Annotated in this window: 14 protein-coding genes and 1 rRNA gene; 5 read left to right on the forward strand and 10 right to left on the reverse strand. The window is 69.0% G+C overall.

All coding sequences use genetic code 11. The features are described 5' to 3' along the window. Both rrf and ACFY10_RS39080 read left to right on the forward strand, forming a co-directional pair. Positions 1-75 (forward strand): 5S ribosomal RNA (gene rrf, locus ACFY10_RS39075); the annotation flags it as partial. A gap of 70 nt (positions 76-145) precedes the next feature. Further along, positions 146-697, forward strand: coding sequence for a GNAT family N-acetyltransferase (locus ACFY10_RS39080; protein WP_390670038.1), 552 nt, complete (start codon positions 146-148; stop codon positions 695-697). Positions 698-701: 4 nt separating this feature from the next. Here the strand turns inward: ACFY10_RS39080 and ACFY10_RS39085 are convergent, their stop codons facing one another. From ACFY10_RS39085 to ACFY10_RS39125, 9 genes are all read right to left on the reverse strand, one after another. Continuing rightward, positions 702-2,195, reverse strand: a complete 1,494-nt coding sequence (locus tag ACFY10_RS39085) for a type IV secretory system conjugative DNA transfer family protein (protein ID WP_390670272.1) — start codon at positions 2,193-2,195, stop codon at positions 702-704. A gap of 16 nt (positions 2,196-2,211) precedes the next feature. Then, the gene (locus ACFY10_RS39090; protein WP_390670039.1) at positions 2,212-3,639 is read right to left on the reverse strand and encodes an ATP-binding protein; all 1,428 of its coding nucleotides are present in this window, start codon (positions 3,637-3,639) and stop codon (positions 2,212-2,214) included. Between the two features lie 13 nt (positions 3,640-3,652). Beyond that, complete coding sequence (locus ACFY10_RS39095) at positions 3,653-5,212, reverse strand: SCO6880 family protein (RefSeq protein WP_390670040.1); 1,560 nt, start codon at positions 5,210-5,212, stop codon at positions 3,653-3,655. Further along, positions 5,209-6,549, reverse strand: a complete 1,341-nt coding sequence (locus ACFY10_RS39100) for a hypothetical protein (protein WP_390670041.1) — start codon at positions 6,547-6,549, stop codon at positions 5,209-5,211. Before ACFY10_RS39100 ends, ACFY10_RS39095 begins: the two co-directional genes overlap by 4 nt. Continuing rightward, positions 6,539-7,351, reverse strand: a complete 813-nt coding sequence (locus ACFY10_RS39105; protein ID WP_390670042.1) for a hypothetical protein — start codon at positions 7,349-7,351, stop codon at positions 6,539-6,541. Before ACFY10_RS39105 ends, ACFY10_RS39100 begins: the two co-directional genes overlap by 11 nt. Positions 7,352-7,492: 141 nt before the next feature. After that, entirely contained in the window at positions 7,493-7,801 is a 309-nt protein-coding gene (locus tag ACFY10_RS39110) for a hypothetical protein (RefSeq protein ID WP_014673544.1), read from the reverse strand. Between the two features lie 369 nt (positions 7,802-8,170). After that, entirely contained in the window at positions 8,171-9,484 is a 1,314-nt protein-coding gene (locus ACFY10_RS39115; RefSeq protein WP_390670043.1) for a peptidase S8, read from the reverse strand. Between the two features lie 228 nt (positions 9,485-9,712). After that, positions 9,713-9,997 (reverse strand): hypothetical protein, encoded by a 285-nt coding sequence (locus tag ACFY10_RS39120; RefSeq protein WP_390670044.1) that lies wholly within the window; start codon positions 9,995-9,997, stop codon positions 9,713-9,715. A gap of 233 nt (positions 9,998-10,230) precedes the next feature. Beyond that, entirely contained in the window at positions 10,231-11,595 is a 1,365-nt protein-coding gene (locus tag ACFY10_RS39125; RefSeq protein ID WP_390670045.1) for a peptidase S8, read from the reverse strand. A 356-nt stretch (positions 11,596-11,951) separates the two neighbouring features. Between ACFY10_RS39125 and ACFY10_RS39130 the strand changes: the two genes are divergently transcribed. Continuing rightward, positions 11,952-12,551 (forward strand): hypothetical protein, encoded by a 600-nt coding sequence (locus ACFY10_RS39130; protein WP_390670046.1) that lies wholly within the window; start codon positions 11,952-11,954, stop codon positions 12,549-12,551. A gap of 37 nt (positions 12,552-12,588) precedes the next feature. Here the strand turns inward: ACFY10_RS39130 and ACFY10_RS39135 are convergent, their stop codons facing one another. Continuing rightward, on the reverse strand, positions 12,589-13,515 hold the full coding sequence (locus ACFY10_RS39135) for an LLM class flavin-dependent oxidoreductase (RefSeq protein ID WP_390670047.1): 927 nt from the start codon (positions 13,513-13,515) through the stop codon (positions 12,589-12,591). Positions 13,516-13,665: 150 nt separating this feature from the next. Here ACFY10_RS39135 and ACFY10_RS39140 point away from each other — a divergent pair, with 150 nt between their 5' ends. Then, positions 13,666-13,941: a hypothetical protein gene (locus tag ACFY10_RS39140; RefSeq protein WP_390670048.1), complete on the forward strand. Its 276-nt coding sequence runs from the start codon at positions 13,666-13,668 to the stop codon at positions 13,939-13,941. A 44-nt stretch (positions 13,942-13,985) separates the two neighbouring features. Further along, positions 13,986-14,759, forward strand: coding sequence for a trypsin-like serine peptidase (locus ACFY10_RS39145; RefSeq protein ID WP_390670049.1), 774 nt, complete (start codon positions 13,986-13,988; stop codon positions 14,757-14,759). Positions 14,760-14,791 lie beyond the last annotated feature (32 nt).

The raw sequence follows: 14,791 nt of genomic DNA on the forward strand, positions 1-14,791 counted from the left end.
AACCCGGAAGCTAAGCCTTACAGCGCCGATGGTACTGCAGGGGGGACCCTGTGGGAGAGTAGGACGCCGCCGAACAAATTGTGAGAAAACCCCCGGCCGGGGAACCGGTCCGGGGGTTTTCTGCGTTTCCGGTACGGTGGCCGACATGAGCTACAAAATCCGTGCCATACGCGCCGACGAATGGGCCGAGGCAAAGGCGTTGCGGCTTGTGTCCCTGCAGGACCCCGTGGCGCACCTTGCCTTCCTGGAGACCTACGAGGAGGCCTTGGCCCATCCGGACTCGTTCTGGCAGGAACGCACCGCCGGCGGTGCCGAAGGAGCGCTCGGTGCGCAGCAGTTCGTCGCCGAGGGGCCGGACGGGGAGTGGGTCGGGACGCTGACCGTGCTCATCGAGGAGCCGGGGGAGACCGACTGGGCCGGGTTTCCGATCGAGTGGAAGCAGGGGCATGTCGTCGGGGTGTTCGTAACGCCCGAGCACCGCGGGATAGGTCTCACGGAAGTACTCTTCGACGCCGGCCTGGAGTGGGCGTGGGGGCGGGGTGTCGAGCGGGTGCGGCTCATCGTGCATGAGGGCAACGGGCGGGCCCAGGCCTTCTACCGCAGGGCGGGGTTCATGCCCACGGGAAGGGTCGTACCGCTCGCGAACAGCCCGGAGGACACCGAGCTGGAGTTCGTCCTGGAGCGGGACGCAAGCTGAGCCGCTATACCGGTAGCTCGTCGTGCGGCCAGCGGGCGCGGCCCTGTTCGCGGGAGCGGAGCAGGGCCAGGGTCGGCAGGCCCCGGTCCGCTCCTGTGGCGAGTAGCTCGGGGAGCTGGGGAAGCGGAGCCACTGCTGCGACGTCGTCGAGGACGAGCGTCAGTGGTGGGTCGAGGCGACCGGAGGATGACCGTTCGGCCATGCGCCGGCCGCGCTCGACCACGCTTGAGACGAGGGCCGTCAGAAGGGGCATCGCGCCCGGGTTGGTTCTGGGGTCCTCGATGGATTCCCCCACCACATAAAGCGTGCCCCCTTCGTGGACGAAGGAATCCAAGGCAAGGGCATCTGTTCGGTTTGGAGTGCAGGCCTCGCGGATGTTGACCGTGAAGAGGGCGGAGAGGGCTCGGCTGGTCAACTCCTGGGCCATGTCGCGACGTTCGGGGTGCGCGGTGAGCGCTGCCTCGAGTTCGCCGGCGGAGCCGGGGGCCGCCTTGGGATTCGTACGGAGGATGCGGACCGCGTCCTGGACCTGGCTGCCCTGGGACCAGCGGTGGACGTGGCGGATGGTGCGGCCGTCGACGGCGGCGGCGTGCACGTAACTGCGCAGGAGCGTTTCGGCTGTTGCCGACAGGGCCTGGTCGAGTTTGGCGGTGGGGCGGATCGGGGCGAGGAGGGCGGCGGCTCTGGCCGCTGCTGTCTGCTTGTCCTCGCAGCCCGTGGTGGGGGACCAGTGGAGGCGGGCCGGGGTGTCGCAGAGGTGGGCGGGGTCGTAGAGGAGGACGGGGCCCAGTTTTGCCCGGGCGTCCTTGGTGTCCGACCAGACCGCCGGGTTGGAGGTGATGACGAGGGCCGCGCCTTCCGCGTCGCGTACGGCCTGGGTTGCGGTGGCCTGGCGGCTTTCCCTTGGGGCTACGACGAGTGTTTCCCGTCCGCCGGCCACTCCGCCCACCGTCGTGCGTTCATCGGCGACCGGCGAGGAGGGCTCGGGTGTGGGTGGTGCTTCCTGGGGGAGTTCCGTCGGCTGTGGTTCGGGTGGTGCCGTCCTCGGGGTCGGGACCTCGTAGTGCGTGGGCATCGGTGTCGGCTCGGGTGTGGGTCCCTCGAGGGCCGTCGGCTGCTTCGTCCGTCGGTTCAGGCGGCCTGCGCGCCAGCGCGCGAACGTCCCCATCACGAACACCGTCAGTACGAACAGCACCATCAGCTGGCCGATGAACAAGCCCCAGAACAGGCCGTAGCCGGAAAGCTGGGTGTCCGGTGTCTCGGGCCAGGCGCCCGGGATGTCGTGCGGTTGGCCGATGAGGTGGCGCATGGCGAGCGGGGTGCGGGTGAAGGTCACGCGGTCCGGCCAGCTGCCCTTGGCGAACCAGCCGGCGAGGCCGGTGGCCGACCACACCAGCATGGTCATGCCGAGGAGGAAGGCGAGTATGCCGAGCAGGAGCCCGTCCGGGATGCCGCCCTGCCCGTCCCGTGCTTCCCTTCGCCGGTCGTCCGGTCTCACCATGTCCCGCCTTCCGCTACGCCACCGTCGATTCGGACGGGCCGTCGAAGTCGCTCAGGTGCTGTTCCACGAAGGCGGCCGCGCGCTCTTCCGCTTCCAGCTCGGCGGCGCGCAGGGCGTCGTCGTTCAGGTCGCGCTCGGCGGACGACTCCGTCATGGCGCGGTCGGTGAAGACCAGCGGGCGTTCCGTTTCGGTGATCAGGTGTTTGACGACCTGGACATTGCCGTTGACGTCCCACACGGCGATGCCCGGGGTGAGGGTGGGGATGATCTCCACCGCCCAGCGGGGGAGGCCCAGGACGCGGCCCGTCGCCCGTGCTTCGTCGGCTTTCTGGGCGTAGATCGTCCTCGTCGACGCCATCTTCAGGATGGCCGCCGCTTCTTTCGCCGCCGCGCCGTCGACGACGTCCGAAAGGTGGTGGACCACCGCCACGAAGGACAGGCCGAGCCGTCGGCCGAACTTCAGCAGCCGCTGGAACAGCTGCGCCACGAAGGGGCTGTTGATGATGTGCCAGGCCTCCTCGACCAGGAAGATGCGCTTCTTCCGGTCGGGGCGGATCCAGGTGTGTTCCAGCCATACGCCGACGATCGCCATCAGGATCGGCATGGCGATGGAGTTGCGGTCGATGTGGGACAAATCGAACACAATGAGGGGTGCGTCGAGGTCGATGCCGACCGTCGTCGGGCCGTCGAACATGCCGCGCAGGTCACCGTCGACCAGCCGGTCCAGGACCAGCGCCACGTCCAGGCCCCATGCCCGTACGTCGTCTATGGCGACGTTCATCGCCTCGGCCGACTCCGGTTCGGGGTGCCGTAGCTGCTCGACGATGTCGGTGAGGACCGGCTGGCGGTCGAGGATCGTCTCGTTGACGTAGGCGTGCGCGACCTTGAGGGCGAAGCCCGAGCGCTCGTCCAGTCCGTGCCCCATGGCGACCTCGATGATCGTCCGGAGCAGGGCGAGCTGGCCCGTCGTGGTGATCGCCGGGTCGAGGGGGTTGAGGCGGATACCCATGTCCAGGGCGGCCGTCGGGTCCAGGCGGATGGGGGTTATCCCCAGCTCCTGCGCGATCAGGTTCCATTCGCCGACGCCGTCCTCGCCCTGTGCGTCGAGGACGACGACCTGGCGGTCGCGGAAGCGCAGCTGTCGTAGGACGTACGTCTTCTCCAGGGCCGACTTGCCGTTGCCGGACTCGCCGAGGACCAGCCAGTGGGGGGCCGGCAGCTGCTGGCCGTAGAGCTGGAAGGGGTCGTAGATGTAGCCCTTGCCGGAGTAGACCTCGCGGCCGATGATCACGCCCGAGTCGCCGAGGCCGGGGGCGGCGGTCGGGAGGTAGACCGCCTGGGCCTGGCCTGTCGACGTGCGCACCGGCAGGCGGGTCGTCTCGACCTTCCCGAAGAGGAAGGACGTGAAGGCGTCGGTCAGGACGGACAGCGGATCCCGCATCAGAGCTCAGCCCCTACCTTCGGATGCCGGTGGCGAACGGGAGCGTGTTCACGAAGGCGCGATGGTGTTCTCTGTCGCACCACTCCAGCTTCAGGTACGACTTTCCGGCCGAGGCGCGGATGGTCCGCTTGTCGCGGGCGAGGGCCTCGGGGGAGCGGGAGGAGACGGTGATGTAGCCGACCAGGTTCACGCCGGCCGCGCCGCTGGCCAGGTCCTCGCCGCGCTGGTCCAGGCGGTTGTGGGCGGCGACGTCACGGGGGTCGACCGTGCGGTTCATCTTGGCGGCTCGGGAGGCCTCGGCCTCGTCGTTGGTCTTCTCGGTCAGCATGCGTTCGATGGCTACCTCGGTGGGCTCGAGATCCATCGTCACGGCGACCGTTCGGATGACGTCCGGGGTGTGGACCAGCAGCGGCGCCAGGAAGTTGACGCCCACCGGGGTCATCGGCCACTCCTTCACCCAGGCGGTGGCGTGGCACCAGGGCGCTCGGGTGGACGACTCCCGGGTCTTGGCCTGCAGGAACGTCGGCTCCATGGCGTCCAGTTCGGCCGGCCAGGCGTTGCGCTTCGTCATCGCCTGGATGTGGTCGATCGGGTGGTCGGGGTCGTACATGGAGTGGATGAGGGACGCCAGCCGCCCCTGACCCAGCGGCTGGCGCACCCGGATGTCGGCCTCCTGGAGGCGCGAGCAGATGTCGGTGAGTTCGCGGGCCATGACGACCGCGAGTCCGGCGTCCCGGTCCACCTTGCGGCCGTTCTGGGGGCGGGCCGCGCGGGCCATCGCGTGGGCCTCGGCTGCGAGGTCGCGGGTGAAGTGCATGCAGGCGACGAGGTAGGCGCGGTGCTGCTCGCTGCTCGTCGACACCATCGACTGCAGTTGGTCGTACGACTGCTGCAGCCAGCCCAGCGACTTCTCGTCCCCGCGGATGGCGACGTCCTTGGCGTGGGCGTCCGGGTCGGCGGGGAGGGTGCGGGCGAGCATCTGCAGGCGGGTGACGAAGCCGTCGCCGTTGGCCACGTGCTTGAGCAGGGTGCCGAAGCGGTCGACCAGGGCTTCCTGGTCCTCGGAGTCGCGCAGGCCGACGCCGGGGCCCTCGATCTCGATGGCGGCCGTCACCGTCCTGCGGTCCGCGTGCAGGAGTACGGCGATCTCGTCGGGCCCGAAGGGGGCGGCCAGCCAGGTGATGCGGCCGATGCCGGGCGGCGGGCCGATCTCGACCTCGCGTCCGTCCAGCCGCGTACCGGCCTCGATGACGCCGCTGCGGTAGAGGGTGCCCTGCTTCAGGGTGCGCTTGTAACTGCGGTTGATCTCGAACCACTTGTAGAAGGTGCGGTGCTTGTACGGCACGTAGACCGCCATCAGGGCGATCAGCGGGAAGCCCATCAGCAGCACGATGCGCAGGGAGAGGACGGGGACCAGGAGCCCGCACATCATGCCGAGGAACGCGCCGCCGATGATGAGCGCGATCTCGCCGGACTCGCGGTTCCGGCCGACGATCGCGTTCGGCCGGGCGCGGCCGATGAGATATGTACGGCGGGGCGTGACCGGATGGGACAGGTGGGACTCGGTCGTCAACGCCCTTCACCTCCCGTGCGGTTGGTACTGCTGTTGCGGGTGTTGCTGGCGTGCGGGGTGTTCACCGGGCTCGACGAACGGGGTGCGGGTGCGGCGGAGGGGACACTTCCGCCGCCGCCACCGTTCGAGGGGCGGGTGCTGTGGGCGGCGACGCCGCCGGAGGCCGGGTTGGCCGGGCGGGGGCCGCCGTTGGAGGACGACTGGCCGCCGCCTCCGTTGTCGTTGGCGCGGGCGCTGTGTGTCTTGATGCCCTGCGCGACCATGGTCGCCGGGGAGCTGATGACTGCGGCGGCCTTGCCCTCGGCGCCCTGCATGATGCGGTTGTTGCGGCCGCTCGCGATCTCGTCGCCGAAGCCGGGTACGAACCTGTAGATCATCGCGCTGGCGAAGATGGCCAGCAGGATGATCGCGAGGCCGGAGACGACGGCGGAGAAGGAGTCCGGGCCGTTTGCGGAGGAGAGCGCGCCCGCGAGGCCCAGGACGATGACAATGATCGGTTTCACGAGAATGACCGCGATCATGATGCCGGCCCAGCGGCGGACGTGGCTCCACAGGTTCTTGTCGACGAGGCCCGCGTAGACGACCGTGCCGAGGAGGGCGCCGACGTAGAGGAGGGCGGCGCGGATCACGAGCTCCAGCCAGAGCACTCCCGCGGCGAGAATGCTGACCAGGGACACGACGATCAGCATGATGGGGCCGCCGCCGATGTTCTCGCCCTTGTTGAGGGCGCCGGAGAACGTGCCGAAGAAGGTGTTCGTCTGATCGCCGGTCGTCTTGGCGAGGACGTCGGTCACGCCGTCGGTCGCGGATACGACGGTGTAGAGGATCAGGGGCGTGAACGCCGAGGCCAGGACGGTGAGCCAGAGGAAGCCGACCGCTTCGCCGATGGCCGTGGTGAGGGGGACACCTCGTACGGCCCGCTTGGCCACCGCCAGCAGCCAGAGCAGGAGGGTCAGGATCGTCGACGCCGCGAAGACGACCGCGTACTGCTGCAGGAACTTGGCGTTGGTGAAGTCGACGTTCGCGGTTTCTGTTACCGCCTTGCTGAGCTTGTCGATGGTCCAGGAGGCGGCGTCCGCGCAGCCCTTGGCGAGGGAGGAGAGGGGGTCGAGGGTGGAGGTGGGGTCGATGGAGCCACCGGTGCCGGTTGTGCCTTTGTCGCCGTTGCCGCGTTCGCAGTAGTCCTTGGCGGGGCCTCGGATGAGGTCGCAGGGGTCGTTGCTCTTCGTCGGGTTGGGCGTTGGTGCGGCGAAGGCGCGGGTGGCCAGCAGAACGGCGGTGGCCTGCACGGTGGCGACAGCGGTCGTGACCTTGAGGAAGCGGTGGTTAGCGCGCATAGGTGAAGCCTCCGAACTCCTCGACAGCCTTCGTCATGTCGTCGGCGGTGGAAGCCTTCTGATCGCGCCCGACCGGCACGGGTCCGTCCTTCTGCTGGAAGTCGGTGACCTTCCAGTCGTTGTCGATCCACTTCAGCTGGTACGTCGTGGTGTACCAGCTCTCGGACACCGGGTTGGTCGAGCTCTCACCGGACAGGCCGAAGAGCGACGTGTACCAGACCTCGACGGTGGCAGCGTTCGCGGTGGAGGAGGTGACCTTGGTGCCCACAGGAACGACCCGGGAGACGAAGGTCTGTCCGCTCGGCGCCCTGCCGTCCTTGTCGAGGCCGATGTTGGTCAGGAACTTCTCGCTGGAGTACGCGCTGTCCAGGTCGGACTGCCGAGCGGCGGCGACATCCGGGGCGTAGACGGTATTGACGATCGCGTGCCGACCGGCGGTGTTGAACATGTCCGCCGAGCCCAGCGCGACCGAGTAGTTCGCCGCCGCGCTCTGCGCCCCCTGCTGGTCATGGGCGAAGCCGGCCTGCACCGGCTTCGTCCCGCTCGCAGCCGTAGACGCAGCGTCCGGCTTGTTCCCGCTTCCGCTGTCCGAAGAGGAATCGCCTCCTCCGCGGTTCGCGAAGGCGATGGCGGCGATGAGGAGCACCACCACGCCGACCACCGTGATCAGGCTCCGGGACGACGATCTGCCGCCGCGCCGTGCGCCTCCGTACACATCGCCGCCCCCGTCGGGCAGCCGGGTCCGGGTCTGGCCCGTGCCGCCGTAACCGCCGGAGGCCTCGTGCTCGTCTCCGAGACTCATGCCGCGTACGCCCTCTCCACCTCGTAGAGATACGACGGTAGCCGTGCTGGTTCCCGCATGGGCGCGGTGTGGTGACTCGACATCAGGGAAACGCAACCTCAGCCGGTGGGCACGACGGGCGGGTGGGGTGAAGGGGAAGGGCTAGACGGCCATGCCGTACACGATGGTGAAGAGCGTGCCCAGCGAGCCGATGATGAATACCCCGGTGAGACCGGCGATGATGAGGCCTTTGCCTTGTTCCGCGCTGAAGGTGTCGCGGAGCGCGGTCGCGCCGATGCGCTGCTTCGCGGCGCCCCACACGGCGATGCCGAGGCAGAGGAGAATGGCGACCGCCATCACCACCTCGATCATGACCTTCGCCTCGTTGCCCAGGCTGCCGAAGGGGCCCCAGTCCGGAGCGATCCCGCCGATGATGGTGTTGATGTCTCCCTTGTCGGCCGCAAAGAGCATGTAAGTCACCGCCCCTGGTGGGTAGTTCCGCAGTCCCCTGCGGGGGTGCAGAGGTCAGGCTCATTCTCGCCGACAATGCTGCCTTCGTATGTCGACTTGGCGTCATTGCGTGGCGGGTTTCGTACGAATAGCTGTTAGGTCACTCTGTGTATCACGGCAGGTCACGCCGGGCAATGAGGCCTGAGCGGAACCTGTGGTGGGGTTCCGTCGTTGACCCCTCTTACGACCTGAATCGTTCCTGACGGTGGGTCGGGTGAGGGGTCGTGCCGATGTTCTCCGGGTGACGGACGAACGGATGAAGAGTATCCGGTACGGCGAACGGGCCGCGGCTGGTGCCCGCGGCCCGCTCGGTGACGGAGGGTCAGTCGGTCAGCCCGTGAAGGCCGAGACCCCCTCCGGGGTGCCCCAGCCGGTCGGGCCGTCGTACCCCGACCGGGCGGTGCACAGATAGGTCGTGGAGCAGCTGCCGTTGTTGCCGCTGGTGACGTCGTTGAGGGCGGAGGTGCCGGCCGCCGCGTACGGGAAGGAGGCCGGGTAGGAGGAGGACGAGGGGGTGCCGGCGAGGGCGTAGACGCCCGCGATGATCGGGGACGAGGCGCTGGTGCCGCCGAAGGTGTACCAGCCGGCCGTGATGCCGTAGGAGTCGTAGACGGAGACGCCGGTGGCGGGGTCGGCGACGGCCGAGACGTCCGAGATCGTGCGCTTGGTGCAGCCGGTGTCGGTCTGCCAGGTCGGCTTGGCGTCGTAGGAGGAGCAGCCGGAGCCGGTGGCCTCGGTGCTCGATGTCTTCCAGACGGTTTCCGTCCAGCCGCGGGTGGTGGAGGTGGCCTTGGAGAGGGCCGTGCCGCCGACCGAGGTCACGTACCGGGAGGCGGCCGGGTATTCGGCGCCGTAGCCGCTGTCGCCCGCGCTGACGGTGATGGCTACGCCCGCGTGGTTGAAGTAGGAGGAGTCGTAGCTCGTGTCCGACGAGGACTCCGAGCCGCCGTAGCTGTTCGAGACGTACTTCGCGCCCAGGGTGACCGCGCGGTTCACCGCCGTGCCCAGGTTGGCCATCGTTGCGGAGGTTGCCTCGACGAGCAGGATGTTGCAGTTCGGGCAGATGGCGGAGGCCATGTCGAGGTCGAGGGAGATCTCCTCGGACCAGCCCGCGTCACTGGACGGCAGGGAGGTGGTGGAGCCCGTCTGGCTGACCTTCTTGAAGCAGCCGTTGGCCGTCGTACAGGCGCTCAGGCCGTAGTACGAGCGGTACGTGGCGAGGTCGGACTCCGCGTTGGGGTCGTTGTACGCGTCGACGATGGCGATGGTCTCGCCGGAGCCGTTTGCGGAGGCGGCGGAGGTGAGGCCGTAGGCGGCCTGGAGGTCGGTGGGGCCGTAGCCGGAGGGGGTGGTGGCGTCGGCGGCCTTGGGAGTGACGCCCGTCTTTGCCGCCTGCTGCTTCTGGAAGGCGGTGAGGCTGCCCGTGACGCGGTAGGAGTTGCAGGCCAGTTCGCCCTTGTGCTGCGGGGTGGCGCAGGGGGTCGCGGTCCAGGTCGCCTTGGTGGAGGCGGTCTGCCCCGCCGCGTCGGCCTGGACGGCGGTGCCGAAGCCGGTGAGGAGCAGGGCAGCCGTGGCGGCCGCTGCGGTGACTGTACGGCGCAGGCCGCGGCGGCCGGAGGGTCTGTTGGGGGGAGTGGAACGCATCGTGCAGCCTCCTGATGTTCCGGTGGTCCTGATGGGGGTGGAACAGGGGCGGTGCGGGTGCGAGTGCGCGTGCGTTGCCGACCATCTCTTGTTGAGTACGCGACAACAAGGGAGTCCCGGAATCCTGACTTCCGGCTTACTGAACCTGGTCTGAGCCTTTACTCAACTCACAGACAGTTCACGGGACTTGCATTGATCGGGGCCCGATCGGGGCCTGTGCCTGCTCCGCTAGCGGGAGGTGCACTTGGGGTAGACGGCCCCCTCGGCGCAGTTGCTGTAGGCGCTGTAGCTGACGTCGACCTCTTCCTCGTCGCCGCCCTTGGTGCGGATCGTCAGCTCGTACTCGGTGTGGCAGCTGCGGGTCCTCTTCGTGCCCTTCTTCTTCGTCTTGCACTCGTGGTCCGTGTCCTTGCTGACGACAGTGCCGGTGACGTTCTTCGACTTGCTGCTGCAACCGGCCAGTGGCGCGGTGAGTGCGGCGACGGTGAGCAGGACTGCGAGCGTGCGCTTCATGTGGTTTCCCCCGGGGCGTCGTGGATCGGACGGCGACTTTCTCCGGACGATGGTGCCCGATGCACTGCCACGTCCGAACGGCGGGGCGCACGGGAAAACGGGCCGCGGCCGGCTGCCGTGACCCGTTTTCCTTTCCATGCCGCCGAGGAGACCCCACGTACTCCTCATTCAGGGCGGCTCCCCGTGACCCGACGGGGAGGTCGTGCTGCGTATTGCCGTGGTGCCGTGTGCCGTCAGCTCGCCGTGAAGGCGTCCAGGCCCTCCGGGGTGCCCCAGCCGGTCGGGCCGTCGTAGCCCGACTTCGCGGTGCAGAAGTAGCTGGTGGAGCAGGAGCCGTTGCTGCCGCTGGTCACGTCGTTGAGGGCGGAGGTGCCGGCCGCGTTGTACGGGTACTCGGCCGGGTAGTCGCTGCTGCCCGGGGTGCCGGCGAGGGCGTAGACCGACGCGATGATCGGGGACGAGGCGCTGGTGCCGCCGTAGGTGTTCCAGCCGGTGCCGTCGGAGCCGTAGGTGTCGTAGACCGAGACGCCGGTGGCGGGGTCGGCGACGGCGGAGACGTCACCGATCATGCGCTTGGTGCAGCCCGTGTCGGTCTGCCAGGAGGGCTTGGCGTCGTACGAGGAGCAGCCGGAGCCGGTGCCTTCCGTGCTGCTGGTGTTCCAGACGCTCTCGGTCCAGCCGCGACTGTTGGAGGACGTGGACAGCTTGGTGCCGCCGACCGCGGTCACGTACTTGGAGGCGGCCGGGTACTCGGCGCCGTAGCCGCTGTCGCCCGCGCTCGCGGTGATGGCGACGCCCGGGTGGTTGTAGTACGAGGAGTCGTACGTCGTGTCCGAGGAGGACTCGCCGCCGCCGTAGGAGTTGGAGACGAACTTCGCGCCCAGCTTGACGGCCTCGTTCACCGCGGTGCCCAGGTTGGCGTCGGACGCCGACTTCGCCTCGACGAGGAGGATGTTGCAGTTCGGGCAGGTCGCGCTGACCATGTCGAGGTCGAGGGAGATCTCGCCGGCCCAGCCGCTGTCGGCGGTGGGGAGGGAGGTCGTGGAGCCGGTCTGGGAGACCTTGCTGAAGCAGCCGTTGTCGGTCGTGCAGTCCGACAGGCCGTAGTACGAGCGGTAAGTGGCCAGGTCCGCCTCGGCGTTCGGGTCGTCGTAGGCGTCGACGATCGCGACCGTCTGGCCGGAGCCGTTCGAGGAGGCGGCGTCGGCCAGGCCGTACGCCGACTGGATGTCGCTCGGGCCGTAACCGGTCGGGTCGTCCTGAGCGGCGTGCGGCTTGATGGTCTTGGGCGTGCTGCCCTTGAGGGCTGCCTGCTTCTCCATGAAGGCGGTGGTGCCGCCGGTGACGCGCAGGGCGTTGCACGCGGCGTAGCCCTTCTTCGGGGTCGCGCCACAGGCCTTCGTGTACTGCACGTGGGCCTTGGCGACCTGCGCGGCGATGGTCTTGGCGCTCACCTTGTGGGTGGCGGTGGTTGCCGCATCGGCGTGGACCGCGGTGCCGACGCCGGCGAACACGAGGGCCGCGGTGGCGGCAGCTGCCGAGCCGATGCGACGCCATCTACCGGATATGTGGGGGGAGTTGGGGGTGGACGTACTCAACGTACAGCCTCCTGGAAGTGGGTTGCAGAGGCCTGCGGTGGGGGGACTGCCGGGGGGTTCCCGGCAGGGGCGGCGACCCGCGTAGACCATCGCTTGTTGAGTACGCGACAAACAAGACCGTTTCGGAATTCTGACTTCCGCATTACTGAAGGGGGCTGGGGGATTGCCGCTCGATGGCGGGCGGATGGAGGGGGGATGGGAGTGGCTTGACTTCGCCCACAGAAAATGGACAGGCGGTGGACAGATTTACGCGCGTCACTCGCGTGTCTCTCGCGCCTTTCCCGCGCAAAGACTGCGTCATGTCACAACAGGGGCTGAGAGGGCGGGAGTTGACGGACGTACCAGGAGGGCAAGTGATGGCGACCCCGAAGAAGGGCAGCTCCGTGACCCCGCACCGCGTTCTCCTCGCCTCGGCCGCAGGTCTCGCCTCCGTGTTTCTGCTGGCGGCGTGCGGCTCCTCGAACGACAACGCCTCCGGTACGAGCCCCGTCGCCTCCGCTCCGGCGACCACGGCCGCGGCGGATCCCACGACCTCCGCGCCGGCCGCCTCCGCCCCTGCCGACGGCGGGAACTCCGGGAGCGGACAGTCGGCCACGACCACGCTGGTGACGGCCAAGGCGATGACGGGCGTGGGCGACGTGGTCACCGACGAGAAGGGGAGGGCCCTCTACCGCTACGACAAGGACCGGCCGAATCCGTCCAGGTGGACGTGTACCGGTGACTGCGTCAAGACGTGGATACCGGTCATCGTGCCGGACTCCGTGCGGACCGCGGGCGTCCGGAAGACACTTCTCGGCACGGTCCACCGCGACGGCCAGAAGCAACTCACCCTCGGCGGCTGGCCGTTGTACCGGTACGCGGGCGACACCGCGGCCGGGCAGCTGAACGGCCAGGGCAAGGACGGGCAGTGGTACGCCGTCACTCCGTCCGGCGACAAGGCCACCGGGACCGGCTGAGACGGGCGACTTGCCCGAGAGCCACAGGGGCGAACACTCAGGAGCTCTTGGTGCGTTCGGCGTATGCCTCGCTGAGCCGGGCCAGGATGTCGAGCTGTTCGCTCTGGTCGATCATCGACCAGTAGACGTGGTCCGCGCCCAGGCGGTCGAGTTCGGTGAGGTCGTCGGCGACCTGTTCGACCGAGCCGGTGAGGGGCGCTCGCTCGTCGACGGCGTCGCCGTCGGTCACGGTGCCGTTGACCTGCACCAAGAGCGGCAGCGATGCGACGTCGTGGCCGGCCGCCTCGGCCGTACGGCGATACGTCGCGACGGTGTTGCGCAGGGCATCCCAGTCGAAGACGACGAGGGAGAGACCGAGGCCGAGCCGGGCTGCGCGGTCGACCGCCGGTGGGGTGGCGGCGCCCACGAGGACGGACGGCCCGCCAGGCTGTACCGGCTTCGGGCCGATCTCGCTCTCGGGGACCTGATAGAACCGGCCCTCGTGGCGCACCGGGTTGGGGCCCCAGACGGCGCGCATCACGCCGAGGTGCTCCTCGAACCCGGCTCCGCGCCTGGCCATCGGTACGCCTGCCGCGGTGAACTCCTGCTCCATCCAGCCCTGCCCGAGCCCGGCGAGGAGCCGGCCGCCGCTGAGCCGGTCGAGGGTGGCCAGCCGCCGCGCCAGTACGACGGGGTTGTGCAGCAGTGCGGCGACCACGCTGGTGCCGAGCCGGATGCCTTCCGTCTTCGCGGCGACGTACGCCAAGGTCTCGATCGGGTCGTAGACGTCGGCCCACGCCGGCGGGCCCTCCATCACCGGCCCGCCCGCACCGCCCATCGGGATCGGCTGCGTCGGCCGCAGCAGGCGCTCGTACGTCCACACGCTGCCGAGCCCCATCCGCTCGGCGGCCTGGGCGACAGCGACCAGGGCGTCGGCCGACGCACCGGCACCGGAACTGGGAAGGGCGGCACCGATCTGCACCATGGCGGTACTCCTCGTCCGTCTCGACTCACTCGTACGAGAACAGACCGGGCCGCCGACGAAAACTCATCGCCCGCCTTCCAGCCTCGGGCCGAATGTCAGTCCGGTGGCCTAACGTGATGGTGTGGGTTCGGAGAGTGAAGGGAGGATGTTGTGGCGAAGGTGGAGCAGCGGCACAGGAGGGCCGCACAGGCGAGTGTGGAGCGGGACGCGGAGGCGGGGGAGCAGGGCGCACAGTACGGTGGATTCGACGCCGAGGTGGAGGGACGGAGGCAGCGAGCCATGTCCGTGTCGCCCCAGGCCTCGATGCATCCGCGGCCCCGTCTCGTGCTCGTCCCCGGCAAGGGGACCTGGGCCCGCCCCGACGACGGGGCCTGCCAAGACGTGCTGCCGCCACAGGAGGGACCGTTCACGGAGAGATCCAAGTGAACGGCAGACCGTTTTCTCACCTTCATCGGTCACAGTGGGTGCCGATGAAGCGCATCTCACGCATCAGCAGGCGTGCCACCAGTCCCCTGTGCGCGGCCGTCGTGCTCCTTGTGCCGGCGCTGACCTCCGCCTCCCTCGCCAACGCGGACGACGGGCCGGGGCCGCTCGGTGTGACCGCCGTCGCGGCGGACACCGCGCAGGCCAGAAAGGTCGGCGCGCTCTTCGACGCCGACCGGAAGTCGTCGCTCGCCGGCGGGCACTTCTGCACCGCCTCCGTCGTGTACAGCCCGCACCGCAATCTCATCGTCACCGCGGCCCACTGCCTCAACGGGAGCAAGGACGGGGACCTCGTCTTCGTGCCCGGGTACCGGGGCGGCCGGGCGCCGTACGGGGTGTGGACGGTGCGGAAGGTGTTCCTGCCCGACGGATGGGCCAAGGGGCAGCACGAGAACAGTGACGTCGCCTTCGCCGTCGTCACCAACAAGGACGGGAAGAGCGTCGAGGACGCCGTCGGCGGGAATCCGTTCGTGACGGGTATGGCGACCGGGGCCACCGCCGTCACCGTCACCGGGTATCCCAACACCCGTGAAGTGCCCGTCAGCTGTACCAACAGGCCGACCGTGCACAGCCGTACCCAGCAGCGGATCGACTGCCCAGGCCTTTCCGGAGGGACCAGCGGCAGCCCTTGGGTCAACGGGGACAAGGCGGTCGTCGGGATCCTGGGCGGACACGAGAAGGGCGGGCTCACGGACGACATCTCGTACAGCGTGGTGTTCGGAGCGGAAGCGGCCGAGTTGTATCGGGATGCGACCGGCTGATCTCTGACGTCCCGGAACGCAGGACGCGCCCC

This window comes from Streptomyces sp. NPDC001401 (assembly GCF_042895385.1).
GTDB lineage: Bacteria > Actinomycetota > Actinomycetes > Streptomycetales > Streptomycetaceae > Streptomyces.

Coding starts and splice junctions, on each gene's coding strand:
- ACFY10_RS39080 (WP_390670038.1), top strand. CDS start 146: ATGAGCTACAAAATCCGTGCCATACGCGCCGACGAATGGGCCGAGGCA.
- ACFY10_RS39090 (WP_390670039.1), bottom strand. CDS start 3,639: ATGCGGGATCCGCTGTCCGTCCTGACCGACGCCTTCACGTCCTTCCTC.
- ACFY10_RS39100 (WP_390670041.1), bottom strand. CDS start 6,549: ATGCGCGCTAACCACCGCTTCCTCAAGGTCACGACCGCTGTCGCCACC.
- ACFY10_RS39105 (WP_390670042.1), bottom strand. CDS start 7,351: ATGAGTCTCGGAGACGAGCACGAGGCCTCCGGCGGTTACGGCGGCACG.
- ACFY10_RS39110 (WP_014673544.1), bottom strand. CDS start 7,801: ATGCTCTTTGCGGCCGACAAGGGAGACATCAACACCATCATCGGCGGG.
- ACFY10_RS39115 (WP_390670043.1), bottom strand. CDS start 9,484: ATGCGTTCCACTCCCCCCAACAGACCCTCCGGCCGCCGCGGCCTGCGC.
- ACFY10_RS39120 (WP_390670044.1), bottom strand. CDS start 9,997: ATGAAGCGCACGCTCGCAGTCCTGCTCACCGTCGCCGCACTCACCGCG.
- ACFY10_RS39130 (WP_390670046.1), top strand. CDS start 11,952: ATGGCGACCCCGAAGAAGGGCAGCTCCGTGACCCCGCACCGCGTTCTC.
- ACFY10_RS39135 (WP_390670047.1), bottom strand. CDS start 13,515: ATGGTGCAGATCGGTGCCGCCCTTCCCAGTTCCGGTGCCGGTGCGTCG.
- ACFY10_RS39145 (WP_390670049.1), top strand. CDS start 13,986: ATGAAGCGCATCTCACGCATCAGCAGGCGTGCCACCAGTCCCCTGTGC.